The organism is Leptolyngbya sp. FACHB-261 (genome assembly GCF_014696065.1).
GTDB lineage: Bacteria > Cyanobacteriota > Cyanobacteriia > FACHB-261 > FACHB-261 > FACHB-261.
On sequence record NZ_JACJPL010000015.1, the window covers coordinates 434,338 to 460,270 of the forward strand.

Sequence of the window (25,933 nt, forward strand, 5' to 3'; positions counted from 1 at the left end):
ATGGTAGAGAGCGACACTAACTATTGCATTGACAGCAGCGGCAATTCGCTTTCCAAATCTGGAAAGCGAAACTCATTTTTTGGAAAGCTTGCTACAAAAACGCAGCAAGCTTGGCGCCCTCGCCAAGCTTGCTCAACTCATGCCAAAGCCTCACTCAAGCTGGTTTTTAAAAACATTTGCGGCTCAAGACAACCTGACCGTTGCTTAAGTGATAAGCGGCATCCGGCTCCTCGATTGGGTCGCCCACTTGCCAGGGCCGATTGTTGATTTCTAGGCTGTTATTAGAGGAGGGGACTGTGTAGGTTTCAAAGGTTGAGCTTGATAAGTCATTTGGAAGTACCGGTAGACCGCCTGCACCTGTCACAGTGAATTGACCACTTTGCTGATCGCTATGGGCAATGCAGCTGTTGGCGAGCAGAGTGCTGGTGTCAATTAGATTAGCCGGTAGCTGCGTCAGGCTGTTTTGCAAAAAGTTGGTATCCGGTAAGAGAATGCTCCCAGAGGCAAGCCTACCTGCGGCGTTGATATCAACTCGGCCATTGCGGTCGAGTGTGAAAGGATCTGTGCCAGGAGGAGCGGGTTGATAGCGGAAGCCGAAGAAAGCGGAGGTGTTGAGGATAACGTTGCCGCCTCGACCACCTTGAGCAAGGGCCACAATATCACTGTCATCGAAGGCCAAGATTGAGTCCGCATTTAGCGTAATATTGCCGCCACCGCCTGGGCCGCTGTTGACGAAGGTGGTGATGTTACTGTCATTTCTCAAGAGAATATCGCCAGCCGTTATGTCGATGTCGCCACCTTCGTCAACAGCGGCAGCTGTTGAGATGTTGCCGTTATTCATCTGTAGAATGTCGCGGGCGTTGATCAAGATCTTGCCTGCGTTTCCCGCGCCAGAACTTCTGGCACTTAGGAAAGCTCGATCCATGACAGACACAGAGCTGGCAGTGATGCGGATGTTTCCGCCCGCTCCCACTCCGTCCGCTTCCACACTGCTACCAGCTGCACTCCTGCGTCCATTGCTGCCGACACCACTGAAACTCACTGCCCCTTCAGCGTCAATTACGACACTGCCTGCTCTGCCTCTACCTCTGGTAACGGCACTTAGGAAGGCGCCATCCGTGACAGATGCAGAGCCAGCAGTGATGCGGATGTTTCCGCCCGCTCCCACTCCGCCCGCTTCCACGCTGCTGCCCGCTGCACTACTACGTCCATTGCTACCGACACCACTGAAACTCACTGGCCCTTCGGCATCAATCTCTACATTCCCGGCTCTGCCTCTGCCTCTGGTAATGGCATTCAGTTGAGCCCCGTCTGTGACAGACACAGAGCCAGCAGTGATGCCGATGTCCCCTCCGACTCCGACTCCGCCCACTTCCACATTGCTAAAGGCCCTCCCGTTATCAAATGTGACTGCCCCTTGAGCAGCAATTTCCACATTGCCAGCTTTGCCTCTGCCTCTGGTTCTGGCAGCCAGCACAGCTCCATCTGTGACAGCAACAGAGTCAGCAGTGATGCGGATGTCTCCTCCGACTCCGACTCCGCCCTCTTCCACACTGCTGAAGGCCCCACTAATGACCCCATTGCTGCCGACGCCACTGAAACTCACTGCCTCTTGAGCACCAATCACGACATTTCCTGCTCTGCCTCTACCTCGGGTAACGGCACTTAAGAAGGCGCCATCGGTCACCGCTACAGAGCCAGCCGTGATGCGGATGTCTCCTCCGACTCCGACTCCGCCTGCTTCCACACTGCTACCAGCCGCACTCCTGAGTCCATTGCTGCCGACGCCACTGAAGCTCACTGCCTCCCGAGCAGTAATTTCGACATTGCCTGCTCTACCTCTGCCGCGAGTAACAGCACTCAATCGGGACCCACCTGTGACAGACACAGAGCCAGCTGTGATACGGATGTCTCCTCCCTCTCCGACTCCGCCCGCTTCCACGTTGCTGGAGGCAGTGCCGTTATCGAATGTGACTGCCCTTTGAGCGGCAATTTCCACACTGCCTGCATCTCCCTTGCTCAAGGTTTCAGCACTTAATCGAGCCCCATCTGTGACAGATACAGAGTCAGCAGTGATGCGGATATCTCCTCCCTCTCCGACTCCGCCCGCTTCCAACCTGCCAAAGGCCCCACTCCTGACTCCGTTACTGCCGACGCCACTGAAACTCACTGGCCCTTCGGCGTCAATCTGCACATTCCCTGCTCTGCCTGTACCTCTGGTAACGGCATTCAGTTGAGCCCCGTCAGTGACAGCAACAGAGCCAGCAGTGATGCGGATGTCTCCTCCGACTCCGACTCCACCCGCTTCTACATTGCTAAAGGCTCTCCCGTTATTGAATGTGGCTGCCCCTTGAGCAGCAATCTCCACACTCCCTGCTCTGCCTGTACCTCTGGTAATCGCACTTAGGAAAGCTCCATCCGTTACCGCTACAGAGTCAGCAGTGATGCGAATGTCTGCTCCCTCTCCCTTTGCTCCCGCTTCCACACTGCTGGAGGCATTTCCGTTGTTGAAACTCACTGCCCCTTGAGCGTTAATCACAACGCTGCCAGCGCTACCTTGACCAAAGGTACTGGCACTCAATCGAGCCCTATCAGTGACAGATACAGCATTGGCGGCAATCTTGATATCGCCACTATTACCAGTAGCGTTGGGATAGACAAAGTTTCCGACTTCACTTCCTGAGCCAGCAACAGTTAGGACGTCAGTAACTTTGATTTCAATGTCTCCAGCCTGACTATTAACAGAACCTTGCCCTGTGTTTATTCCTGCTACGAGGCGACTACCACCTGAGACATTGAGATTTCGTGCATCAACAGCAATACTGCCACCGTTTGCAGCAACAACATCTAATACAGATTGGTTAACAAGGGACACATCTGCACGGGTGAGATTATCAGGGAAACTCAAACGCAAATCATTACCAGTGGCACTTAGCCCAACGGTTCCTGCTCCTGCCACTCCTCCCAATTCAATTCGTCCTCCCTCAGAACTCCCAGCAACCAGAATGCTGTTGTCTAAACGAATATCGCCCCCTAATAACAGCAAGCTACGGCCTTCAGAAACACTTAGCGTCGCACCTACAGATCGAATCGGCTGAGCAGGAATTTGGCTGAACAGAAAAGCTGAAGGATTGATCGACAGTAAAGGACTAGCAGCATCAACCGGTGAAGTCAGAGAGAATTCTCCGCCACCAGGAAAGCCAAGGGCATTTGCAGTTGTCGCAACAAATGAACCGCCAATATTGAGTTGAGCACCAGCTCCAAAGACAATGCCAGCAGGATTGATCAAAAAGAGATTGGCAGTTCCTTGAGATTGGATTCGACCCTGAATGTTTGACGGGGTTCTGCCTGTGACTCGAGCCAGGATGTTAGCAATGTTGGAGGCATTTTGAAAGTATGCAATGCTGCCAGCTGGGACATCAAAGCGACTGAAGCTGTGGAACAAGTTTCTGTTGCCAACGGTTGTGCCACCGGTGATTCGATAAGTTGTGCCATTAACCCTGACCGAGGTTCCTATTGAGGGGTCAGCAGTGACTTGAGCAAGAGCACTGTTTGCTACTCCAACAATTCCTGAAGTCAAGGCTAGAAAACTGGCTAGACTCAACCGAAAACCGTGTTTACACCCATTATGAGCAGCCACAGAAACTTCCTCCTCAGCTAGTTAGATGTTTTGCGATGGGAGAACCAGCAATTTAGAGGCAATTCAGTTCAGAAAATCATACCAATCACATTTGAGGTTACTCGATACCGCAGGTTTCAGAGCCAGCAAGCACTGGCAAAGAGTCACAAGAAATATTGCGGCAGGGCTTGACCTGACTGGAGCAGTGGGTGTAGTGTTCTCGCTTAGTTCTCGCGGTGGAGCGCTGCTTAGGAGTTGGACTAGAACTCCTAGGCAGCTAACCCCAGAGCTGTTCAGGCCAGCCTAAGGGCTAGGGGGAGTTTAACACTGCCCTGCTCACTTGGTTTGGGCGATTCAGCCTGGCTGCCAAACCAACAGAACCGGGGGTGATTCCTTGTGAATTGCCCCCTCCAAATCCCATTCCTATTTCTGGAGCTTTCCATGCGTCTGACCTGCTTACTTCAGCCGCAGCTGTGCATTTCTTTGACCCAAATTTCTCGTTTTCTTGGCATTGCTCAAGACCTGATTTGTCGCACCGAACATTGGCCTCACCAGTTGTTTGTGCATCGCAAAGACCGGGGCGGACAGTTCATTAGCTATCGCGTTTTTGCGGAGTGGGTGGAAGCCTGTGCTCAATCGATCCGCGCTTGTGCTGACCTGCGGGTGCTCGATTGGCTAGGCGAGGTGATCCGGGCTGAGTGCCAGCGTTTCACTTATCCCGACTCGGTGGTTGAGCAGTGGCGGCAACAGTGGCGGCAGCGTCACTATCACCTGCGTACCCAAAGCCATTGACCTTGCTAGCGTTGCGCTCTGGCCTTGGGCTTGAGAGAACCAAGCTTCTGATCTTCAAACCCAAAGTTCTGATCCAAGACTCAATGCTTCTGCTTTAGCTCCCCAAGTTCCTGCTTTAGCTCCCCAAGCTTCTGCTTCAGCTCCCCAGAGTTGTTATTTAGCTCCCCAGGATTCTGCTTTAGCTCCCCAAAGTTCTGATCTAGCTCCCCAACCTTCGACTCCCTGTCCCCAAACTTATGATCAACCTCACCGACCTCAACTTAAAGAAACCAGCCCTGCGCTTTGTGCTCATTGGCCCACGACAAGCTGTGCAAGACAACCGGCTAATCTTGCGACAACTGGGCTATGCCGAACTGCACGAGTGGAGCCCGCCTCAAGCCATTGCCAATCATCCCGATCAGGTGATCAGCATTCTCATTCGCGCGATCGCTAGTTAGAACAAGCATTAGCAACCCCACTACGCCGCCCTTAGAGATTACGTGACACCACCATGTTTAGGCAGCCAGTTGCACAAGCGCTTCCGGCCCTGTTTGCTGAAGCTGCTCTTGCAGCCAATTTTCAAACAGCTCATCTAGTAAGCGCTGACGCATCGTTTCATCGAGCCGAGCACGGACCAGCTTTTCTAAACGCACAACCACAAACCATTCAGCCAAGCGGAAGGGCAACCAGAGTTGTCCTGGTCGGCTCACCGAAAGAACCCGCGCAAGGACAGCGGGCAGCGCCTTGAGTTCACCCGGACCATTGATGCCGCCGGTCTCAGCCTCTGGTCCTTCGGAGTATTGGCGGGCCAGCTCAGCAAAAGTCTGCTCCCCTGCCTGAATCCGAAAATAAAGCTCGTGGGCAACACCCGGATCGCGAGTGCGAATCAGAGAGTAGATCACCTGGTCAAAGTCTTGCCTGCGTTGTAGGAAATAGGACTCTAGGCGGTGCCCCCAAGTCACCTGCTTGAACTTCTCAATGCGCAAGTTCCGAGTTGCTAAAGTTTCTAGTTGCTCCAGGGTTAGACAGTGTTGCTCTAGCCAAGCTTGACGAGCAGTTTCAGACTCAAGCTGATTTTGCTCATTAAACTGCTGACAAGCGTTAGCTATCTCTTCAGGCGTGCAATCGATATTAGCAATCGCCCGGTCAATGCACAGTTCGCGGAACAGTTGAGGCAGCATCCGGTAGCTGGCCAACAAAGGAATCATCTGATTCGTAACAGTCATCATCGCTGGCAACCTCTCTATTACACAAAGTTGAAGTAATTACTGTTGAGGCTTAGCTCAGATACATCACTCACCAGAGCAATTAACTCCCCTGGTTGACCATTAGGCTGATTGAGATAGATAGCAGTATCCGCTGCCGCTGAACCGATGCCCCATGAACTCACTTCCAAACTATAGTTAGCTGCTGCACCTCTCAACTGAATTAAGTCTTGCTCAGCACTGAAGTCGGTAATCAGTGCGTAGTCAGTTAGGCCAGGTGCCAAGGCGTTATTGTCATCGTAATAAGCATGGGTACTGTCTCCCAGCACAAAACGATCCTGACCCGTTCCCCCGGTGAGCTGATCAACTTCGCCTAAACCAGGGTTAGCAACACCGCCAAACGTGCCGACGATGACATCATTACCTTTGCCGCCTTCGATCATGTCATTGCCGAAGACGCCGTACAGTGTGTCATCACCGTACCCTCCCACTAGTTGATCTTCGCCACCGTTACCAAAGAGAAGATCAGCTCCCTCACCCCCCATTAAACTGTCGTTGCCGAGTCCTCCATGAAGCGTATCGTCGTTCTTATCGCCCAATAGAATGTCACTGCCTTCTTCGCCGAATAAAAGGTCGTTACCATCACCGCCTTTCAAGATATCGGTATCGAAACCGCCGACTAAAGTATCATTGCCACTATTTCCAAACAGGAGGTCTTGACCGCTACCACCATTTAAGAAATCGTTGCCACTGCCTCCCCACAAAGCGTCATTGCCTAAATCACCGCCTATAACATCATCAGCTCTACCACCGAACAGTTGATCATCACCGCCATTGCCGCGCAGCGTATCATTGCCTCGATTTCCCTCGATGGTGTCGTTGCCTACGCTGCCTTCTAACGCATCGTCACCCTCGCCACCGCTCAAATAAATACCTGCTACTGGAATAGGCAAGGGCTGGGGCTGAGGAAATGGAATAGGAGCTGGGATAGGCAAACTAAAATCGTCAGGTATCTGAATGGGAAGACCTTGTAACCCGGTTTCATTCATTGACATATCAGTAGCCGTGAGTAGTGATTGACTCCGTTTGGTTTAACCATAAAAGAATGCTTCTAATAAAGCAGGCACTTTTAGCGCAAATTAGTTTCCAGATGTGGCAAGGCATTTTTGTTTGACAAATTCAGTTCATAAGAAAACCCCCAGCTATTGCTAGGGGTTAGGGAACTCATTCCAGGTGCTTAGTGATCTTTCGAGCAGCTTAACGGATTAGCTGTAGTAAGCGCCAATCGTATAAGCACCGGTTGCGTTCGGTGCGTAGCTAGTGACAATGGCCATGTAACTATCTTGGTCGCCAAACGTTGGCTGGAAGCTCAAACGAGAGTTGGTACCACCACCACCATCATCATCAAAGCCAACAACCGACTGACTTGCTGAGTTGTAGAGATAGAGGTAAGTATCTAGACCAGTACCACCCATCACATCGACAGTAATGTTAGAACCAGGCGCAACGTTCGTCAATTGATAGAAGTCGTAGTAGTGACCATCGGCTGCGCTGTAGTAGTCACCTTGACCGCCTAAGGTATCAGAGATTGTAGAGTTAACAGGGAGAAATGTGTTCGTCATGGCAGACTCCTTTGTAGTGATGTTTGGCTAGCCAGAGCAGGTTTTGTTTTGTTTGTAACTGCCTGGTCAGCGCTTACATTTATTACGTTAGAGCCAGAGCTTATAGACTGCATTCACTATCACTGCAATTTAGTTGCCAGTTTAGGAAACGCTTCTGACACCTAGAGGCAGGGCTTAAGCATTTGACCCTTGCCTGCGACCGCACACTTGACTGTACTCGTGGCAGTTGAACTCCTAGGTGCCATTCTTTCTTGGTGATTCGGTGCGAGTTCTCATTGGCATTCCCGGCTCAGAACTAACTGCCCATTCCCCAATCGATACAGACCCTGTGGCTCGACAACGGGGTCACCCATCTGCCAGGGGCGATGACTGCTGGTTGGGCTGTTGCTGGTAGAGGGTACGGTATAGGTTTCAAAGGTAGAGCTTGATAAGTCGTTCGGCAGTGCGGGTAGACCTCCTGCTCCTGTGATGGTGAATCTGCCACTTTGCTGATTGCTACGAGCGATACAGCTATTCGCTAGCAGAGTATTAGTGTCAATTAGATTAGCGGGTAGCTGCGTCAAGCTGTTCTGTAGAAAGGTGGTATCAGGGAGAGTAATAATTCCAGAGCTAACCCGACCAGTGGCGTTGACATCAACGCGACCATTGCCATTCAGGGTATCGGGGGCAGTTCCTGAAGAAGCAGGCTGATAGCGGAAACCGAAGAAGACTGGAGTATCAAGGGTAATATTGCCGCCTCGACCATCACGGGCGAAGGCAAGGATATCGCTGTCATTAAAGGCCAAGATAGTGTCAGCGTTTAAAGTAATGTTGCCACCACCACCTGCACCACTAGAGACAAAGGTAGTGATATCACTGTCACCATCAAGGCGAATATTGCCAGCGCTGATGCTAACAGCACCTCCTGAAGATTTGGCAGCAGTTGTTGAGATTACGCTGTTATTAGCGTACAAAGTATCTCGGATGTTGATGAAAACATTACCTGCGTTACCAGGAGTTGTCACTGCGCTGCCTTGATCAGTTCCGCTGCGGCTACTGATGCCTGCATTATTAAGTAAAGACAGGGAATTAGCCTGTATTCGGATATTTCCACCGCTTCCCAAGCCCTGCGTATTTGCCGACACTTCTGCTCCGTCTCGGACAATTAACCGACCAGTATTAATGGTCAAATTGCCAGCATCTTTGAGACTAGTTGCCTCGGTGGACAGGCTGCTAGCACGAGTAAACTGCGCAAGCCCTAGTAGGTTGCTTGAGGAAACACCGCTTCCACTCACCTCTACAGAATCAGAGGCGGTAATGTCTAAATCTCCACCTCGCCCTGTACCGATGGAGGAAGTAGATACCGTTGCTCCGTCACGAATGATTAACCGCCCAGTCCGAATTGCTAAGCTACCCGCATCTCCGGTGGACAGTAGGGAAAGACTTACCAAACCGCTGTTTACCCCGATCACCTCTACGGAATCAGCGGCAGTAACATCTAGGATTCCTCCTCGGCCTCTCGTGAGAGTTTGAAGCGAAGGGTTGTAACCTGAAGTGCTTGTAGTTACTGCCGCTCCACCTTGAATCGTGAGTCGTCCTGTTCGAATCGTTAGGTTTCCTGCATCTCCAGTACTTGTTGTTCTTGTTGTCAAGCTGCTGATATTTCCATCCGAGTCTTGACCCAATACCCTGATAACTTCTGAGGCGACTACAGTCAAATCACCGGCTCGCCCTGCTAGGCCAAAGGTTTCGGTTGATACTCTACCGCCATTACGAATGGTTAGCCGCTCGGTATTGAGCCTAAGATTTCCTCCAAGCGCTGGCTCTAGACCAGAGACAGTATCCAGCAGACGCCCTGTCTCTGCCAGCAGACTACTGGAAAAATAACCCTGCTCGCCATTGTTTGAGCTGCCAACTACTTCTATTTCAGAAGCCCTAATCGTTAAATCTCCACCTCGGCCTCGACCTAAAATTGCAGCCGTAGAGGTTGATACTGTTCCCCCATCTCGAACCCTCAGTTGGTCTGTTGTAAGGGTGAGGTTTCCAGCATCTGCAGCACCGTAAGTTGCGGTGAATAAGCCACTAGGGCTGCCTCCTCCATCCGTACCAATGATCTCTATGGCATCAGAGGCATTCACAGTCAAAGTTCCGCCTCGCCCCTCGCTGAACGTACCAGCTTGCACCTGCGCTCCACCGGCAATCCACACGCGCTCAGCTTCGATTAATAAGTTTCCTGCAGGCCCTGTGACTCTGAGGCTTCCGTCATTATCACCAGCTTGAGCCGATATCGTTGCTCTATCTTGAACAATCAAGTTTCTGGTTTGAACTAGCAGATTTCCACCCGCTCCCGTACCGTCAGTATTCACATATAAACCACTGGGAGCAGAGCCTGAAGCTTCTGATGAGGTTCCATTAACTTCTACAGACTCGGAGGTGCGAATTGTTAGATTTCCTCCATCTCCTGAACCAAGAGTTGAAGCTGATACATAGGCACCATCACGCACGATTAGGTTTCGGCTTGTGATCGTTAGATTTCCTGCATCTTCAGTTCCTCTCGTATCCACTGATAAGACGCTAGGAAACTGTTCGGTTCCTCCCAACACTTCCACATTGTTGGAAGCATTGATCGTCAAAGTTCCACCTCGACCAGTGCTACTAGGAGCAGTACCTACTTCTATTTGTGCCCCATCTCGAACAATTAAATCTCCAGTTGTGATTGCTAAGTTTCCTGAATCCCCAGGCCCTGCCGTTTGTACAAATAAGCCCCCAGGAAAGCCGTTCGATCCCACTCCTGAAAGCTCTACAAAATCTGAAGCAGTCACAGTTAAAGTTCCACCACGGCCCTCACCATTAGTATTGATTCCTACTCCTGAACCGCCTTGAACAATTAACTGATTGGCCCGAATAGAAACTTCTCCTCCCTCTAACGAACCTAAGGTATTGGATACAACACTTGAACCGCCTTCAAGTGTCACTTTCCTTCCCTGGATCTGAACACTGCCTCCGCCTTCACCGCTCACTATCACTGAAGCTTGGTTTGTCAGTGAGACATCCGATCGGGTTGCAGCATTGGGAAATCTTAGGCTGAGATTGTTGTCAGCAGTGTCCAGCCCTACCTCGCCTGGTTCTGCTATTCCTGCCAGCTCAATTCGACCTCCAGCAGCTCCTAAAAAGCTGCCATCTAAAGTCACATCGCCCCCCAGTAGCAACAAACTTTGGCTGGGATAGACCGAGAAGCCTTCTCCAGTTGAACTGACTGTTATTGGACGGGGTGGTTTTAGTGAAGAGATGAAGCCGCTTGGATCGCCGACGATAGACAGTAAGCTGCTAGGACCGCCTGGATTGCTTGCACTGAACTGGCTACCATCCGGCCAGATTAGAGAATCTAAGGTCGTAGCGACAAATGAACCTCGGTTTAAATAACCTACGTCCAGTTGAGCATTAGGACCAAAGATGATGCCGCTTGGATTGATTAGAAACAGATTGACACTGGCGCTTTCAGTGAAAATCAAGCCATTGATATATGAAGCAGAACCACCCGTCACACGAGACAGAATGTTTCTGATATTCGCTGCACTTTGAAAATCAACTCGCTCACCTATATTGAGTCCAAACTTGCCAAAGCTGTGAAAAAGATTGCTGCCAACTGTTTGGCCATCAGCTTGTCGAATCAGGTACCTAGGACCATTAAGAGTTCGAGCAGGTCCAAGCGTGCCATCTAGGGTAATATTCTGGGCTGAAGCACTTTTACAGCCTCCAAACCATCCCGTTAAAGCCAAAGAGCCTGCTAAACCTAAAGGCAAAACGTGAGTGAGCCAGTTATGAGCAATCACAGGAACTTCCTCCTGAGCTAGTTAGGTGTTCTGCTAGACGAGGACCAGCAGTTGAGAGGCAACTCAGTTCAGAAAACTGGACCAATCACACTTGAGATTACCTGATGACTGGGGTTTCAGAGTCAGTAGGCACTGGCAAAGAGTCACAAGAAATATTGCAGCAGGGCTTGACCTGACTGGAGTAGTAGGTGTAGTGTTCTCGGTTAGTTCTCGCGGTGAGGCGCTGCTTAGGAGTTCAAAGACAACTCCTAGGCAGCTAACCCCAGAGCTGTTCAGGCCAGCCTAAGGGCTAGGGGGAGTTTAACACTGCCCTGCTCACTTGGTTTGGGCGATTCAGCCTGGCTGCCGAACCAACAGAACCGGGGGTGATTCCTTGCGAATTGCCCCCTCCAAAACCCATACCTATTTCTGGAGCTTTCCATGCGTCTGACCTGCTTACTTCAGCCGCAGTTGTGCATTTCTTTGGCCCAAATTTCCCGCTTTCTCGGCATTGCTCAAGACCTGATTTGTCGCATCGAACATTGGCCTCACCAGTTGTTTGTGCATCGCAAAGACCGAGGCGGACAGTTCATTAGCTATCGCGTTTTTGCGGAGTGGGTGGAAGCCTGTGCTCAATCGATTCGCGCTTGTGCTGACCTGCGGGTGCTCGATTGGCTAGGCGAGGTGATCCGGGCTGAGTGCCAGCGCTTCACTTATCCTGACTCGGTGGTTGAGCAGTGGCGGCAACAGTGGCGGCAGCGTCACTATCACCTGCGCACCCAAGGCCATTGACCTGCTAGCGTTGCGCTCCGGCCTTGGGCTTGAGAGAACCAGGTTCTTGATCTTTAAACCCAAGCTTCTGATCTTCAACTCCAAGCTTCTGCTTTAGCTCCCCAAAGTTGTTATTTAGCTCCCCAGGATTCTGATCCAAGGCACCAAGCTTCTGGCTCAGCTCCCCAGAGTTGTTATTTAGCTCCCCAGGATTTTGATCCAAGGCACCAAGCTTTTGACTTAGGACACCAACCTTCAACATTCAACCCATGCTCAACCTCAACGATCTCAACCCCGACAAACCTGCTCTGCACTTTGTGTTGATTGGTCCACGACAAGCCGTGCAAGACAACCGCCTAATTTTGCGACAACTGGGCTATGCCGACCTGCACGAGTGGAGCCCGTCGCAAGCCATTGCCAGTCATCCCGGCTGGGTGATCAGTGTTCTGATTCGGGCAATTACCTGACCCTTGCAACCGACCTACTCAACAGGGCAGATCGCACTAGTTCAATTCCGCTCGGCCACTTCTCCAGGTTCAGCCTGCATCAGAAACAAACGCATTGGCTCCAGACGCACTCGCCAGGGCAACGGTTGATTCTTGATCAAGGCCCACTTGTCCTTAAACACTTCCGCTTGCAAGTGATAGTCCTCAGCATGATGAGGTGGCGTGTTCAGCTTCAGATACAGCGTAAAGCGATGGGGCGTTTCGCTCGCTTGAATCAGCCAGCAAGGGAAGGTGTTGTCTTGGTCTGGGCTATCGGTGAAAGTCAAATGATGAGCGCGAATGCCGATATAACTGAGGCCATCAGGCAGAGGTTCAACCACCCGCAAACTACAGTCCCAATCCAAAGCCTCAATCCATTGCGGCGACAGTGACCGAGCACGTGAGAAGTTTTTGCAGCCAGTCAGTTGAGCCACCGTATAAGTGGCTGGCCGCTCAAAAATGGCTTGCTTAGGACCATCAGCGATCACTTTTCCCTGCGAGAGAATTAGCAAATTCTGACAAACTCGATAGGCTTCTTCTAAGGTATGGGTCACAAACAAAGTCACGCCGCGATAGCTGTTCAGAGTTACGCTGAGCTGCTTCTCAACCTGGCTGCGCAAATGAGTATCCAGCGCCGAAAAGGGCTCATCCAGTAACAAAGCCTCCGGTTCAATTGCCAAAGCCCGAGCCAGGGCTACCCGCTGTTGCTGACCACCAGAAAGTTGATGTGGATAGCGCGTTTCTAGCCCCTGCAATTGCACCAAAGCCAATTGTTCAGCGATGCGTCGCTCCTGCTCTGCCTTGGGTAACTTCTGTAAGCCAAAGCCCACATTCTGGGCAACGGTCAGGTGAGGAAAGAGTGCGTAGTTCTGAAACAGAAAACCAATATTGCGGTCTCGGCTAGGTAAATTGATGCGCTTTTGCGAGTCGAACAAAACGCGACCATTGAGGACGATTCTGCCCCGTGTTGGTGTTTCAATACCTGCAATGCAGCGGAGAACCATGCTTTTGCCCGCACCAGAAGCACCCAGCAATCCCAGCGGCTTGTCACCAGTGCGAAAGGAAACTTCTAATGTAAAACCGGGCAGTTTCTTTTGAATATCAACGAGAAGTTCCACGCTAGCCTCTCCGTGCTTGAGTCATCAAAAAGCGACGAGGCTGAGACCAGTAATTCAAGGCAATAATCACCCCCGATGACAGCACCAAAATGAGCAGCACCCAAAACATGGCCTGTTGCAAATCGCCTCCTTCTGAGGCAAAGAAAATGGCTAGAGGCATGGTTTGAGTTTGGCCAGGAATGTTGCCCGCCAGCATCAACGTGGCTCCGAATTCACCCAGAGCACGGGCAAAGGCCAGGATAGTACCCGCCAAAATTCCTGGCCAAGCTGAGGGCAATGCCACCCGCCAGAAAGTCATCCATTCAGAAGCCCCTAAAGTACGCGCCACTGCCAACAAATTAGGATCGATTTGCTCAAACGCACCCAGTGCCGTGCGGTACATTAAAGGAAAAGCAACCACCGTAGCCGCAATGACGGTCGCAGGCCAGGAAAAAATAATCGTTACGCCCACCAGCTCCAGCAACTTGCCGAGGGGACCATTTCTACCAAACAAGAGCAACAAAATAAAACCCACCACAGTCGGCGGCAACACCAGGGGCGACGTGAGCAGGCCATCAATCAGCCCCCTAGCCTTACCCCGATAGCTGGTCATCCAATAGGCTGCGGCCAATCCCAGAAAGAAAGTAATCAGAGTTGCCGTCAGAGTTGTCTTTAGCGAGAGCCACAGGGGCGATAGATCCAATGCCATTTTCGATCTAGCAATCTGATAGGACCAAAATCAGCTTCAGCCGTTGATGCTTCAGCTCGCTGTGGTGAAGCCGTATCGCTCAAACGTAGTTCTAGCGCGTGGACTAAATAGGAATTGCACAAAGTCTCTGGCCGCTTCCGGACTGCGGCTACTTTTAATCACAGCAACGGGATAAACGGCGGGCGAATGGGAATTGGCCGGGGCGAAGGCAGCAATTCTGATTCGGTTTGATTGTCTGGCATCAGTCAGGTAGACAATACCAGCATCAACATTGCCAGTTTCCACATAGCTCAAAACCTGGCGCACATTCTGGGCCAACACCAATTTGGGTTGAACTTGTTGGGCAATTCCCAGCGAATTGAGAACTTCCTGCGCATATTGTCCTGCCGGTACACTTCTCGGCTCACCGATTGCAATACGCCGGACTCCAGCACTGGCCAAATCTCTAAAATTAGTAATGCCCGAAGCATTTTTAGGCGTCACCAGAACCACGCGATTGCTCAGTAGATTGCGTTGGGTTCCGGGCAGTAAAAAATCTTTAGCTCGTAGAGCTTCCATCTGCCGGGAGCCTGCGGAGACAAATATATCAACAGGCGCACCTTGTTCAATTTGCTGTTGCAAAGCACCAGATGCACCAAAGTTATAAGTCAGCGTGACATTCGAACGGTTCTGTCGATACAGACGTTGAACATCTTGCAATGCGTTAGTTAGGCTGATAGCGGCTGAGACTGTCAGATTGACTGGTCGCGCTGGTTGAGAGCGAACGAGAGACCCACCCAACAACTGCCCACAAACCACCACTAAGAGCGCAGTCAGGGCAAAACCGCTCAACCAACGAGATACAAATCTTCTACTCATGACAATGCCGCATTGTTGTACCCTTCATATTCTCCTCCCTACGAACTTTCTTAATCATTACCGGAGCCTCTAAGCAGACAAAACTCCTAGTCGAAATTTGTTGACTGTCTTCCGAAAAAACCACCAGCTTTTCCGCTAGTCTTTCTACAATCAGCACCTTGAAGCGTTGAGGCAGCAGCATGGGTCACGAGCCAATCATCCTAGGCATTGTCGGTGACAGTGCTGCGGGCAAAACCACAATCACCAGCGGTATTGCTGCGATTCTAGGGAGCGAAGACGAAGTCACGGTCATTTGCACCGATGACTACCACAAGTACGACCGGCAACAGCGGGCAAAACTAAACATTTCGGCTTTACACCCTGACTGTAATTACCTCGATATCATCGAGCAGCACTTAGCTCTACTCAAGCAAGGCCAGCCAATCCTCAAGCCGATCTACAACCACAGCACCGGCACCTTCGATCCTCCCGAATACATCAAGCCTGGACGCTTCGTAGTAGTTGAGGGCTTGCTGGGCTACTCGACTCGCCGAGCACGCGATTGCTTCGATGTGAAAGTCTACCTGGCCCCGCCAGAGTCTCTGCGTACCAAATGGAAAGTCAAGCGGGACACCGGCAAGCGGGGCTACACCACTGAACAAGTCTTGGAGCAACTGCGCAAACGCGAAGATGACTCCGAGCAGTTTATTCGACCCCAACGCCAATGGTCAGATATGGTTGTGAGCTTCTATCCTTCCAGCGAAGCTGACGAAGAAGCCGGAGCAAACCTGAACGTGCGTCTCGTCCTGCGTCCGACCCTGCCCCATCCCGACCTCAGTGAAGTGCTGCGCCGTAGTGAAACTGCCAGTGCTCCCCCCGCCGTCCGCCTGACCCTAGACCGCGACTGCAACAAGCCTGTGGATACTCTGGAAATTGATGGGCATGTGCGCGACGAGAAAGCCTACGAACTGATGGACTTGCTGTGCAACAGCGCTCCCTATGGGGACCGACTGCGCTGTTGTATAGATATGGGCAGCTTTACGGGCACGACGGGAGAGCAGTTGCGTAGTCACCCCCTGGCACTCACGCAATTGCTAATCGCCCATCACCTGCTCAAAGCCGCTCATGAAGTTCATTGAGAGTGAGCTGAGCAAGTGAAGCCAGCCGCTGAAGTCAATCCGCTAAAGCCAATCTATCAAGCCCCGACTGAATCAAGACTTGATCAGTCAGGGCTTGATCAGTTTGATGTCGTTTCTGGGCAGCCTGACATTATAAGCTCCTGCAGATCCTGTCAGTTCTAACGCAGCTGATTCTGACACTCCGGTTCTAAGGCTGGCACGATACTTGTCGGTTATTTCGGACCAGTCTTGGGCCACTTACCTTGGCCAGTCCCATAGAGCCAGTTACCTAGAGCAGGTTACTTCGGGTAGTCCCTGCCTACTTCTCACTCAAAGCTGAGATCAAACATGAACGCGAAATTTCTCCAGACGATTGGTCTAATCGCCGTGGGTGCCTTTCTGGTCTACACCATTGCTCACTACGCTGACGACGCAGCCTATAGTCTCTGGAGATCGATGTCGTATCTCCGCTATTCTCTGATGGCAATGTTCCACTCTCTCTGGAAGTTGCTGGCCTTTGCGGTGGTAGCCTTTGCCCTGTGGAAGGTTTTCTTCAGTCGTTAGCGAGCAAGAACAATACTTAGTTAAGCCATTTAAGCGGAGCCGAGGTTGCGCTTGAGAAATAATAGAGTGTTCTCTCTTGTCCTAACCTGATTGGGGCTTCTGCTATGCCCGGTTTGGCCCGTTTCAAACCCCTGAAATTCTGGCTGGGTCTGGTCCTGGGCTGTTGCCTGGTGCTTAGTGCTGGGCTTGCCCGTGCCCTTGACCCGGCCCAAGTGGATTCATCCATGACTACGGATCCAGTTCCCGCTCAGCATCAACTGGGTCAACAGATTTATCTAGATACCTGCGGGGCTTGCCATGTGGCTCTACCGCCAGCGGTCATGCCTACCGAAACCTGGCGACGACTAATCCAAGACTCTCAACATTACGGCCAGATTATTAACCCGCTCGTGGATCCCTCGCGGCTATTGGTCTGGAATTATCTTCAGCTTTACTCACGGGTAGGGCCGAAAGAGGATCCCATCCCTTACCGCATCGCGGAATCCCGCCCGTTTAAAGCGCTGCATCCAGAGGTGCAGTTACCGCAACCCCTGAAGCTAGAGAGTTGTGCAACCTGCCACCCTGCCGCCCCTCGTTTCAACTTCCGCGCCCTGTCACCTGAATGGCAGTAAAACACCCAGTAAAAGACCGGGTTTTGCCGCTTTCAGCGTTCGGCTCTCCCTAAAGCAGCTCAAAGCGGCTGAGTGGTAGCATTGGGACAGTCTGTCACACACGCTCACCTACACGCTCACCTAGAGGTGAGGCTCTCGGTCAAACTGCCATGTTGAAAACTCTGCTGGGCGATCCCAACAAGCGCAAGCTCAAGAAATACCAGCCCGACGTGGTTGAAGTTAATCTCCTGGAAGCGGAGATTAAGGCACTGTCGGATGTGGACTTGCAGGCTAAGACCGCAGAGTTTAAGCAGCGTCATGCCAAAGGCGAGAGCCTCGATGATCTGTTGCCTGAGGCCTTTGCAGTGGTGCGCGAAGCTGCAAGCCGGGTACTGGGCATGCGTCACTACGATGTGCAGCTGATTGGCGGCATGGTCCTCCACGACGGCCAGATTGCTGAGATGAAGACGGGCGAAGGCAAGACGCTAGTTTCGACTCTACCCGCTTATCTAAATGCCCTCTCTGGCAAGGGAGTCCACGTCGTTACGGTCAACGACTACTTGGCACGCCGTGATGCTGAGTGGATGGGCCAGGTCCACCGCTTCCTGGGCCTGACCGTGGGGCTGATCCAGCAGGGCATGAGCCCACCAGAGCGCAAGAAGAACTATGCCTCCGATGTAGTTTATGCCACCAACAGTGAGTTGGGCTTCGACTACCTGCGCGACAACATGGCGACCTCGATGGAAGAGGTGGTGCAGACGCCCTTCAACTTCTGCATCATCGACGAGGTGGACTCGATTCTGATTGACGAGGCCCGTACGCCCCTAATTATTTCGGGCCAGGTTGAGCGGCCCACCGAGAAGTACATGCAGGCAGCAGCAGTTGCTGCTCAATTGAAGAAAGGTAAGGAAGGTGACGACGAGGACTATGACTACGAAGTCGATGAAAAAGCCCGTAACGTTCTCCTGACCGACGAAGGCTTCGAACGGGCCGAACAACTGCTGAGCGTCACAGACCTGTTTGACCCCAAAGATCCCTGGGCGCACTATATCTTCAACGCTGTTAAGGCCAAAGAACTGTTCGTTAAAGACGTGAACTACATCGTCCGGGGCGACGAGGTGGTCATTGTTGATGAATTTACGGGACGGGTTATGCCCGGTCGGCGTTGGAGTGATGGCCTGCACCAGGCGATTGAAGCCAAAGAGCGGGTCGAGATCCAGAACGAAACCCAGACCCTAGCCACAATCACTTACCAAAACTTCTTCCTGCTCTATCCCAAGCTGTCGGGTATGACCGGCACTGCCAAAACAGAGGAAGCTGAGTTTGAGAAGATCTACAAGCTAGAAGTCACGATCATTCCCACCAACCGATTCACAGGTCGTAAAGACCTGTCGGACGTCGTCTACAAGACGGAAGAGGCGAAGTGGAAGTCAATTGCAGAAGAGTGTGCTGAAATGCACACGACCGGACGTCCGGTACTGGTGGGTACGACTAGCGTTGAGAAGTCTGAGTACCTCTCCCGTCTCTTGCAAGCCAAGAGTATCCCGCACAACCTACTCAACGCTAAGCCAGAGAACGTGGAGCGCGAGTCCGAAATTGTGGCTCAGGCCGGTCGCAAAGGCACCGTCACGATTGCCACCAACATGGCAGGCCGAGGAACCGACATCATTCTGGGTGGTAACGCCGACTACATGGCCCGCCTGAAAGTGCGTGAATACTTCATGCCCAAGATGGTGCGCCCCGAGGATGATGATCCTATGTCTTTCCTGCGCTCCAGTCCCACTGGGGGGGGGCAGGGCTTTGCACCAGGCCGCAAAGTGAAGTCCTGGCGGGCTTCCCCAGATATTTTCCCCACCAAGATTTCGCCAGCAGCAGAGAAGCTGCTCAAGGACGCAGTAGACTTTGCTGTGCGCGAGCGCGGCGAACAGAGTGTTCCTGAGCTAGAAGCCGAGGAAATCATTGCCGTTGCCGCAGAGAAAGCTCCCACTGAAGATCTGGTGGTGACCAATCTACGGGAAGCCTACAAACGCATCAAGCAGGAGTATGAGGAGTTCACCAGCCGGGAGCACGATGAAGTGATTCAGCTTGGTGGCCTGCATGTGATCGGCACTGAGCGTCACGAGTCTCGCCGGATCGACAACCAGTTGCGAGGCCGCTCTGGACGTCAAGGCGACCCTGGCACTACCAAGTTCTTCCTGAGCTTGCAAGACAATCTGCTGCGCATCTTTGGTGGCGAGCGAGTAGCGGGCATGATGGACGCCTTCCGAGTCGAGGAAGACATGCCCATTGAGTCTGGTCTGCTGACCCGCAGTCTAGAAGGCGCTCAGAAGAAAGTCGAGACCTACTACTACGACACCCGTAAGCAGGTATTTGAGTATGACGAGGTAATGAACAACCAGCGTCGTGCCATCTACTCCGAGCGCCGCCGAGTGTTGGAGGGGCAAGATCTCAAGTACCGGGTGATTGAGTATGCAGAAAGAACCATGGATGACGTCATGGAAGCATACATTAACCCTGACCTGCCGCCGGAAGAGTGGGAGCTGGAGAAACTGGTCAATAAGGTCAAGGAGTTTGTTTACCTCCTAGCGGACCTGGAGCCCGACCATCTGCGCGACATGAATGTCAGTGAGCTGCAAGCTTTCCTGCATGAGCAGGTGCGCATTGCTTACGAGGCCAAAGAAGCTCAGATTGATGCCATCCAGCCCGGTTTGATGCGTCAGGCGGAGCGCTTCTTTATCCTTCAGCAAATCGACACGCTGTGGCGGGAGCATTTGCAGGCGATGGATGCGCTGCGTGAGGCGGTAGGCTTGCGTGGCTACGGTCAGAAAGACCCTCTAGTGGAGTACAAGAGCGAAGGCTACGAGCTGTTCTTGGACATGATGGTTGACATTCGTCGTAACGTTGTTTACTCACTGTTCCAGTTCCAGCCGCAAATTCAACCTGCAGAAGCGGCTGCATCCAGAACCGTCTGATTCGGTTGGTTAAATCCCTAAAAAAGGCTCCTGATACTGTTGAGTATCAAGAGCCTTTTTTCATAATGGCTATGATTGCTGTTGTCAGAAGAATAAACCTAATCCTCCCGCAGCATCCGTTGCAGCATTGGGTTTAGTGTGTGATAGGCTCGCCAGAGTATAAAGGCACCCATAACCAAGCCAAATCCACCTGTAGGCGATGATAGAAGCCAGGTCAGCCTGGTAATAGTCCTAATGACGATAAAACCCGCAACAATCACAATAAAGATGACAGTTAGTTTTTTGCGAATCTGATTGATGTTTTTGTGTTTTTTGGAAACCCCTACTGATTCACCACTGATTTCTGTTGTTAGTTCAGCAACGTTAGATTCTCCGGCCTCTGGCGAAGTTTCTTCTAACTTAGCAAGTGCAAACGTTTTTAGACGGAATGAGTTAGACCCATTCGCTTTTTGTTTATAGATATCAACACTTTCGAATTGTTCTAGCTCCAGAGCACAAAGTTGTTGATGAATGCGTTGAGCGAAAACGGGACCGTCTAGAAGCTGATTAGTTTGCGCTGTCACCCTTAGAGCTTTGTCTTCAGCGCTGACTTTCAGCATCACATTACTATTATCAATAGCTTGATTAAGTAGTGTCTCAATGGCCTCTATATTCCCCTGTTTTGCTAGTGTCTTCTGATCAACTGGTTCTTCTAAGTCAGGATCAACTACCTTAGTCTGAGCAGGTCCTTGGGGCTGAATCTCCGGGCTAGCACAAGTTTGGTCTTCTTCTCCTAATAAAGAAATTGATTCAGGGACCAGGGAAGAAGCGCTTGCATGGGTTAATTTATAAGCTTGAGCCCAGCGTGGGGTTTGCTCACCCGTTAATCGGCCATAAACTTGAACCGTTTGAACTGAGTCCAAGCTCAAGTCCTTTATACCTTTAAAGACAAATGGAGCTAAGACCTGCTGCGTCGGGAGTTGAACTGACTCCAGTAAAACCTTCAAACAGTTCTGCTGCAAAACGACTTTAGCAGTGATGCCTTTAGGTTTTAAGGAAGAGTTAATCAAAGCGGCGATTGCCTCAGCGCTGCCTTGTTTGGCAGCTTCCAGAGAGTTAAGCCGTGGCATATTCATCAATAAGATTAATACAAGAAATTGGCAACCCAAACGTATCATGGGGATTAATGCAGCTTTCCCAAAGAAGGTAGTTGCCTAACTTAATTTCAAATGCATAGGCTCTTTTAACAACTAAGTATTAACGTCTAATCAGAATAAATGAAGTTAGCAATGAGAGATTATGAAGAACAAGGAAAGTCCCACTTCTCGCGACTGAGAAGCGGGGCTGTTGACAAAGTAAATTCCTCTTTCTTCTATTAAAGCGAAACTCCTGAGTGGGTCCTCTGTCTTCTGACTGTCTTTTGACTGTTTCGCTCCTGGCTTGGCTAGAAACTGCTGACTAAAATGGGTGAGCTGATTCAGCCGTTCTAGAGCCGATGGCGGCATGAGGTAGCCTGTGCGTCGATACCTGCGTTGGGTAAAGCTGAGCCTGCTCTTGGTTGTGGTTGCTTGGGTACTGGTACGGTTGACCACCCTAGCGCAAGGGGCCTTAGGACCCGTGGATGCAGTCCTGGTCCTGGGAGGCAGTATTCAACGGGAGATCTATGCTGCCAAGCTCGCCCACCAAAATCCTGAACTGCCCATTCTGATTTCCCAGGGCTCAGAGCCTCCTTGCGTCTTGGAGATTTTTCAGCAGGCTGAGGTTCCCCTAGATCAGGTTTGGCTAGAGCAATGTGCTGAATCAACCTTCGGCAACTTCTACTACAGCATGCCAGTTTTGGCCCGTTGGGGAGCACGGCACGTCAGAGTGATCTCTACAACGACTCATTTTCCCCGTGCCGGCTGGCTTGGGCAGATTCTGCTAGGCGCGAGAGGCATTTGGATGGAAGCTGACCCCATGCGCGAACGCGGCATTCCAGCCAACAGCGAATCACCTCTCAAAACCAGCATAGATGTCGCACGAGCTTTGGGCTGGGCTGTAGTCAGCCAGGTCTACACGCCATCCTGTGCTCAAGTGACGCGGCTCGACCAAGTCGATATGGCAGCCTGGAGCCAGCGAGATTACCAGTGTGAGCACATTGTGCCGCAGTAGCCTCATATCCCGGCTAGAATCAGGGACGCAAACCGTGAACCACTGTCGGGGTCGGGGAAAGCCCGGTGCAAGTCCGGCGCTGTGCCGCAACTGTGAGCCTTCGAGCCAGCCAGAACGCCCGGCCCTTTGCAGTTTTCACTCTATTCCCTGCGTTGCACGGGGAAGGAGACTCCTTCTGTGTTGGCATTAACTATTCCGAAGCTCGACCTGGAACCCTTGCCTCTCCAGCGTCCACTGTTACTGGTTGGGCATGGCACGCGCGATGCTGAAGGGCGACAGAGCTTCCTAGATTTCGCTACTGCCTATCAGCAGTTAGATCATTCCCGCCCTGTCCTGCCCTGCTTTTTGGAACTGACTGAACCTAGTATTCAAAATGGCGTTGACCAGTGTGTAGAGGCAGGCCACCTGGAGCTAAGCGTGTTGCCAGTGTTGCTATTTGCGGCACGACACAACAAATTTGATGTTACCAACGAGTTGGACCGCGCCAAGCAGCGCCACCCCGGTTTGCAGCTTCACTACGGACGGCATTTCGGCATTACGCCGAGCTTACTGAACCTCTGGAATGAACGTCTTGCCGCCCTCGACCAACCTGAGCACAATCCTGAGGCAATTCCCCGCTCTGAAACCGTGCTGTTGTTTGTGGGACGAGGCTCCAGCGATCCAGATGCCAATGGAGATGCTTGCAAATTGGCCCGCCTGCTCTGGGAGGGCAGTGGCTATGCCAGTGTGGAGACTTGCTTTATCGGCATCACCCACCCGCGATTAGAAGAAGGCTTCCGTCGTGCCCGTCTGGATCAGCCGCGTCGGATTATCGTGTTACCTCACTTTCTGTTTACCGGTGCTCTGGTGAAGAAGATTGTGGAGGCCACAGAAGCTCAGCAGGCCCTATTTCCTCACCTGCAAATTGACTGTCTGCCAGAGATTGGTCTGCATCCAGACCTGTTCTTGCTGCTTAGGGAGCGTGAACGCGAGACGCAATTAGGCGAGGTGCGGATGAATTGCGAGATGTGCAAGTTCCGCTTAATGCCACCCACTGAGGCCGAGGGTCACGGGCATGCTCATGGGCACGCACACGCTCATGGGCATGATCACGGGCACAGCCAGGAGCATGGGCACGGACACTCACATAGTCATGGCTCAGCCCCAGATTCGCTGGCAGAGCCAGCAGCTTATCACCAGCGCGTCTGGCAAACACCTTAACCTAAGGGGCTCACTGCAAACTCAGTGACAATTTACTGGGTTTGCTTCGGCCTGGAATACTGGAGGCTGACTTCCTGCAATTTCTCCGAGGAAGCCTCCAGTTCTATGCTGTCAGGCTGAGCAGGCTCACCGTTGACTTGTAGATTATAGGTGCCCTGCTGTAGCCTTTCTAGGTAATAAACGCCGGCGTTGTTGGTCACCGAGAACATTCGCTGTTTGGAATCAGACTGAATGGCCTCCACCCTCACCCCGCCAAGAGGTTTCCCTTGAGGATCGGTGACAGTACCTGCCAAAGTGTAAGACGGAACCAGGGGAATCAGAACTGGTGTATGGCTCCCGGCCACAACTTCCACAGCCAAAGCATTCGATGCGACTTGCCAATCAGCAGGAAAACCAGCAGGGTCAAAGTCTAAGCGATAAGTATTTGGCGGTAGGCGCAGAGAAATGCGGTCATTTAGAATTTCTGGACGCAGAGATTGGATGGGCTGGTTGTTGAGCAGAATTAAGCTGGGGTCCGTATAGAAAGCCTCATTGGCATCTCGCCGACCATTGTTGTTACGGTCAAGAAAGGGTTGGATTAACAGACCGCCCTGAGTGCGAAAGTAATTGGCATGACGATCGCCTGCTGTGATTCCCTGCTGAAAGTTGAGGCTGGGCACTAGCTCTAGGCTAAAAGTTGCTTGATCGGAAGTAACAGATACCCCTTGATATCGCGCTCTCACCATCAAGCCGGGCACGATTGTTGTCCCCACACTGGCAATTAGTCCCGAGCCCTGAGTGCCAACTGCATATCCCAACTCTGCTTGCCAGAGATAATTGCCGTCGATTGATCTCTGTTGTGAGTGGTAATGCCACGCCAAGCTTAATAACTTATCGCTACGGTTTTGATTTTGTGTTTCATAACCTAAAACTAAAGCATGGCCAGTTGTGAAATCGTTGTCTGGCGAAAAATCATAGCTCAGTTCAGAGCGAGAGCCAATTTCATTACCAAATTGGCTAAGTTGTAACCTGCCTAGGCGTTGAAATAAACTCCAGCGAAGACGACTTTTGGCATCTAAAGTAACCCGAGCGAAGGTAGAGGCAGTGCGGCTGCTAGAAACAATTTGTAGACCAGCGGCTACAGAATCTCGGCTATCTGCGATGCCTAGCAAGGTTAAGCCGGGAATGACTTGCCAATCTAAATTGAAGCGACTGGAAAACTGGTCGCTGCTAAACTGTGCCCGAAAGTTACGAGAGGGTTCAAAGCTGATATTGGCGTTGATATCCCAAGAGCCATCCCCGCCCCCCGTAAGGGCAGACACTGCTACGCGCAGAGGCACACCTCTAGGCTGAAAGAACAGTTCTCCCAATCCCCGCATGGACTGGTCGTAGACTGCACCCAGACCCACCGTCAGTTCTTGTGACAAGCCCCAGCGTTGAGCAATTCCTCCTTGAAAATCCGAGAAGTTGCCCAGGAATTTTCCCGCTTGGAAATTGAGTGGCTCGCGTTGAAATCCAGCTGAGATAACTAGAGCCGAGGCTCCTGCCGGAAGTTGACCAGGCACAATTGAGAAAGTTGCCTCTCGAATTTCAGGTTGAGCAGTTAAGCGGCCCTGAGGGTAAAGTAAGACGCGATAATTGCTCAGAAACTGGTTGTCAACTTTAACGTTTTCAAATCGATAAATACCAGAGGAATCTACCAAAACCTCGGTAACCAAGCGACTGTTGAAGCCTTGAGTTAGGCGCGCTAATGTGCCTGGCTCCGCGCGTCCTACGATTGTCTGACCTACTTGGGCTGCCTGTAGACGCTGACGTGGATCAGCCTCGCCATAGAGTTGTAGCTGTGGTACGAAGCCCTGCCGTTGAATAGTTGTAAAGCCCCAATAGTCGTTTGTTCCCTGGCTAGACCAGAAAGGGGGCTGAGAGCCGATGATGAAGTCGGACTGATTCGTCTGCCGCTGAAACCGAGCCTCAGCTAAGCTCCAAGTTCTTTGATTACGGAGGTCAGGCTGATCGGTTCGAATAAACCAACTGCCACCTAAGAGAGTGCCAACTGCCATTAGCTCTCCCCTAGCGTTTGTGGAGGTTCCCTGAGAACCACTCACGTCAACTCGTTGCTCAATGGCTGCTAGCGATAAGGTTGAGGATCCAATGTATGGCAACCCTTCGAGTTGAATTGGAGTATCTATCGAGCTAACAGCTTGGTTGGTTTGTTCCAGCCAAGGTGCTTGCAACTGAATTGCATACTCATTGAGATCAAATTTCGCTTCAACGCCAAATAGAGTTTTTAGATCTTGCACGGAGAAGACCAGACCTAGTTCCGGGTCGGTCTGCACTCGCTTAGGATCGACACGGGTAACGAGGCCTGGTGACTGCAGCTCTACCTGACCATCAGGCAAAACTCTTGTACTAAATTGCAATGCCTTGATGACAGCATCGTAGGGCAAAAGCCATTGATCAAAACTAATAGCTT

General features: G+C 51.7%; 21 protein-coding genes. 11 read left to right on the top strand and 10 right to left on the bottom strand.

Annotated elements, in window-relative coordinates; genetic code table 11:
- Positions 1 to 28 precede the first annotated feature (28 nt).
- Positions 29 to 208: a hypothetical protein gene (locus H6F94_RS08185; RefSeq protein WP_190801714.1), complete on the top strand. Its 180-nt coding sequence runs from the start codon at positions 29 to 31 to the stop codon at positions 206 to 208.
- Here H6F94_RS08185 and H6F94_RS08190 read toward each other — a convergent pair.
- On the bottom strand, positions 167 to 3,640 hold the full coding sequence (locus H6F94_RS08190) for a two-partner secretion domain-containing protein (RefSeq protein WP_190801715.1): 3,474 nt from the start codon (positions 3,638 to 3,640) through the stop codon (positions 167 to 169). The genes H6F94_RS08185 and H6F94_RS08190 overlap by 42 nt on opposite strands.
- Positions 3,641 to 4,060: 420 nt before the next feature.
- Between H6F94_RS08190 and H6F94_RS08195 the strand changes: the two genes are divergently transcribed.
- Positions 4,061 to 4,411: a hypothetical protein gene (locus H6F94_RS08195; protein ID WP_190801716.1), complete on the top strand. Its 351-nt coding sequence runs from the start codon at positions 4,061 to 4,063 to the stop codon at positions 4,409 to 4,411.
- A 236-nt stretch (positions 4,412 to 4,647) separates the two neighbouring features.
- Positions 4,648 to 4,848 (top strand): hypothetical protein, encoded by a 201-nt coding sequence (locus tag H6F94_RS08200; protein ID WP_190801717.1) that lies wholly within the window; start codon positions 4,648 to 4,650, stop codon positions 4,846 to 4,848.
- A 57-nt stretch (positions 4,849 to 4,905) separates the two neighbouring features.
- Here H6F94_RS08200 and H6F94_RS08205 read toward each other — a convergent pair whose 3' ends face one another.
- From H6F94_RS08205 to H6F94_RS08220, 4 genes are all read right to left on the bottom strand, one after another.
- Positions 4,906 to 5,619, bottom strand: a complete 714-nt coding sequence (locus H6F94_RS08205; RefSeq protein WP_190801718.1) for a peptidylprolyl isomerase — start codon at positions 5,617 to 5,619, stop codon at positions 4,906 to 4,908.
- A gap of 17 nt (positions 5,620 to 5,636) precedes the next feature.
- The gene (locus H6F94_RS08210; RefSeq protein ID WP_190801719.1) at positions 5,637 to 6,650 is read right to left on the bottom strand and encodes a calcium-binding protein; all 1,014 of its coding nucleotides are present in this window, start codon (positions 6,648 to 6,650) and stop codon (positions 5,637 to 5,639) included.
- A 210-nt stretch (positions 6,651 to 6,860) separates the two neighbouring features.
- Positions 6,861 to 7,217 (bottom strand): hypothetical protein, encoded by a 357-nt coding sequence (locus H6F94_RS08215; protein WP_190801720.1) that lies wholly within the window; start codon positions 7,215 to 7,217, stop codon positions 6,861 to 6,863.
- A gap of 272 nt (positions 7,218 to 7,489) precedes the next feature.
- Complete coding sequence (locus tag H6F94_RS08220) at positions 7,490 to 11,029, bottom strand: two-partner secretion domain-containing protein (RefSeq protein ID WP_190801721.1); 3,540 nt, start codon at positions 11,027 to 11,029, stop codon at positions 7,490 to 7,492.
- A gap of 420 nt (positions 11,030 to 11,449) precedes the next feature.
- Here H6F94_RS08220 and H6F94_RS08225 point away from each other — a divergent pair, with 420 nt between their 5' ends.
- Both H6F94_RS08225 and H6F94_RS08230 read left to right on the top strand, forming a co-directional pair.
- Complete coding sequence (locus H6F94_RS08225) at positions 11,450 to 11,800, top strand: hypothetical protein (RefSeq protein ID WP_190801722.1); 351 nt, start codon at positions 11,450 to 11,452, stop codon at positions 11,798 to 11,800.
- Positions 11,801 to 12,048: 248 nt separating this feature from the next.
- Complete coding sequence (locus H6F94_RS08230) at positions 12,049 to 12,246, top strand: hypothetical protein (protein WP_190801723.1); 198 nt, start codon at positions 12,049 to 12,051, stop codon at positions 12,244 to 12,246.
- 41 nt (positions 12,247 to 12,287) lie between these two features.
- Here H6F94_RS08230 and H6F94_RS32190 read toward each other — a convergent pair whose 3' ends face one another.
- From H6F94_RS32190 to modA, 3 genes are read right to left on the bottom strand one after another with little or no spacing between them, the layout of a single operon-like run.
- The gene (locus H6F94_RS32190; protein ID WP_190801724.1) at positions 12,288 to 13,382 is read right to left on the bottom strand and encodes a sulfate/molybdate ABC transporter ATP-binding protein; all 1,095 of its coding nucleotides are present in this window, start codon (positions 13,380 to 13,382) and stop codon (positions 12,288 to 12,290) included.
- Position 13,383: 1 nt separating this feature from the next.
- A complete protein-coding gene (gene modB / locus H6F94_RS32195; RefSeq protein ID WP_190801725.1) occupies positions 13,384 to 14,070 on the bottom strand; it encodes a molybdate ABC transporter permease subunit in 687 nt (228 codons plus the stop codon).
- A gap of 51 nt (positions 14,071 to 14,121) precedes the next feature.
- The gene (gene modA / locus H6F94_RS08245) at positions 14,122 to 14,928 is read right to left on the bottom strand and encodes a molybdate ABC transporter substrate-binding protein (RefSeq protein WP_190801726.1); all 807 of its coding nucleotides are present in this window, start codon (positions 14,926 to 14,928) and stop codon (positions 14,122 to 14,124) included.
- Positions 14,929 to 15,107: 179 nt separating this feature from the next.
- On the opposite strand from modA, the gene H6F94_RS08250 reads away from it, so the two are divergent.
- The 4 genes from H6F94_RS08250 to secA all read left to right on the top strand — a co-directional run bounded on the left by H6F94_RS08250 (position 15,108) and on the right by secA (position 20,151).
- Positions 15,108 to 16,046: a phosphoribulokinase gene (locus H6F94_RS08250; protein WP_190801727.1), complete on the top strand. Its 939-nt coding sequence runs from the start codon at positions 15,108 to 15,110 to the stop codon at positions 16,044 to 16,046.
- Positions 16,047 to 16,373: 327 nt separating this feature from the next.
- Complete coding sequence (locus tag H6F94_RS08255; RefSeq protein ID WP_190801728.1) at positions 16,374 to 16,589, top strand: hypothetical protein; 216 nt, start codon at positions 16,374 to 16,376, stop codon at positions 16,587 to 16,589.
- Positions 16,590 to 16,693: 104 nt separating this feature from the next.
- On the top strand, positions 16,694 to 17,200 hold the full coding sequence (locus H6F94_RS08260; protein WP_190801729.1) for a cytochrome C: 507 nt from the start codon (positions 16,694 to 16,696) through the stop codon (positions 17,198 to 17,200).
- A 149-nt stretch (positions 17,201 to 17,349) separates the two neighbouring features.
- Positions 17,350 to 20,151: a preprotein translocase subunit SecA gene (gene secA, locus H6F94_RS08265; protein WP_190801730.1), complete on the top strand. Its 2,802-nt coding sequence runs from the start codon at positions 17,350 to 17,352 to the stop codon at positions 20,149 to 20,151.
- A gap of 98 nt (positions 20,152 to 20,249) precedes the next feature.
- On the opposite strand, the gene H6F94_RS08270 is transcribed toward secA, so the two are convergent.
- Entirely contained in the window at positions 20,250 to 21,260 is a 1,011-nt protein-coding gene (locus H6F94_RS08270; RefSeq protein WP_190801731.1) for a hypothetical protein, read from the bottom strand.
- Positions 21,261 to 21,645: 385 nt separating this feature from the next.
- Between H6F94_RS08270 and H6F94_RS08275 the strand changes: the two genes are divergently transcribed.
- Together H6F94_RS08275 and H6F94_RS08280 are read left to right on the top strand one after the other, a co-directional pair.
- Complete coding sequence (locus H6F94_RS08275; RefSeq protein WP_190801732.1) at positions 21,646 to 22,281, top strand: YdcF family protein; 636 nt, start codon at positions 21,646 to 21,648, stop codon at positions 22,279 to 22,281.
- A gap of 177 nt (positions 22,282 to 22,458) precedes the next feature.
- Positions 22,459 to 23,481, top strand: a complete 1,023-nt coding sequence (locus tag H6F94_RS08280; RefSeq protein WP_313949246.1) for a sirohydrochlorin chelatase — start codon at positions 22,459 to 22,461, stop codon at positions 23,479 to 23,481.
- 32 nt (positions 23,482 to 23,513) lie between these two features.
- Here H6F94_RS08280 and H6F94_RS08285 read toward each other — a convergent pair whose 3' ends face one another.
- Positions 23,514 to 25,907, bottom strand: coding sequence for a carboxypeptidase-like regulatory domain-containing protein (locus tag H6F94_RS08285; RefSeq protein ID WP_199320268.1), 2,394 nt, complete (start codon positions 25,905 to 25,907; stop codon positions 23,514 to 23,516).
- Between the last annotated feature and the right edge of the window lie 26 nt (positions 25,908 to 25,933).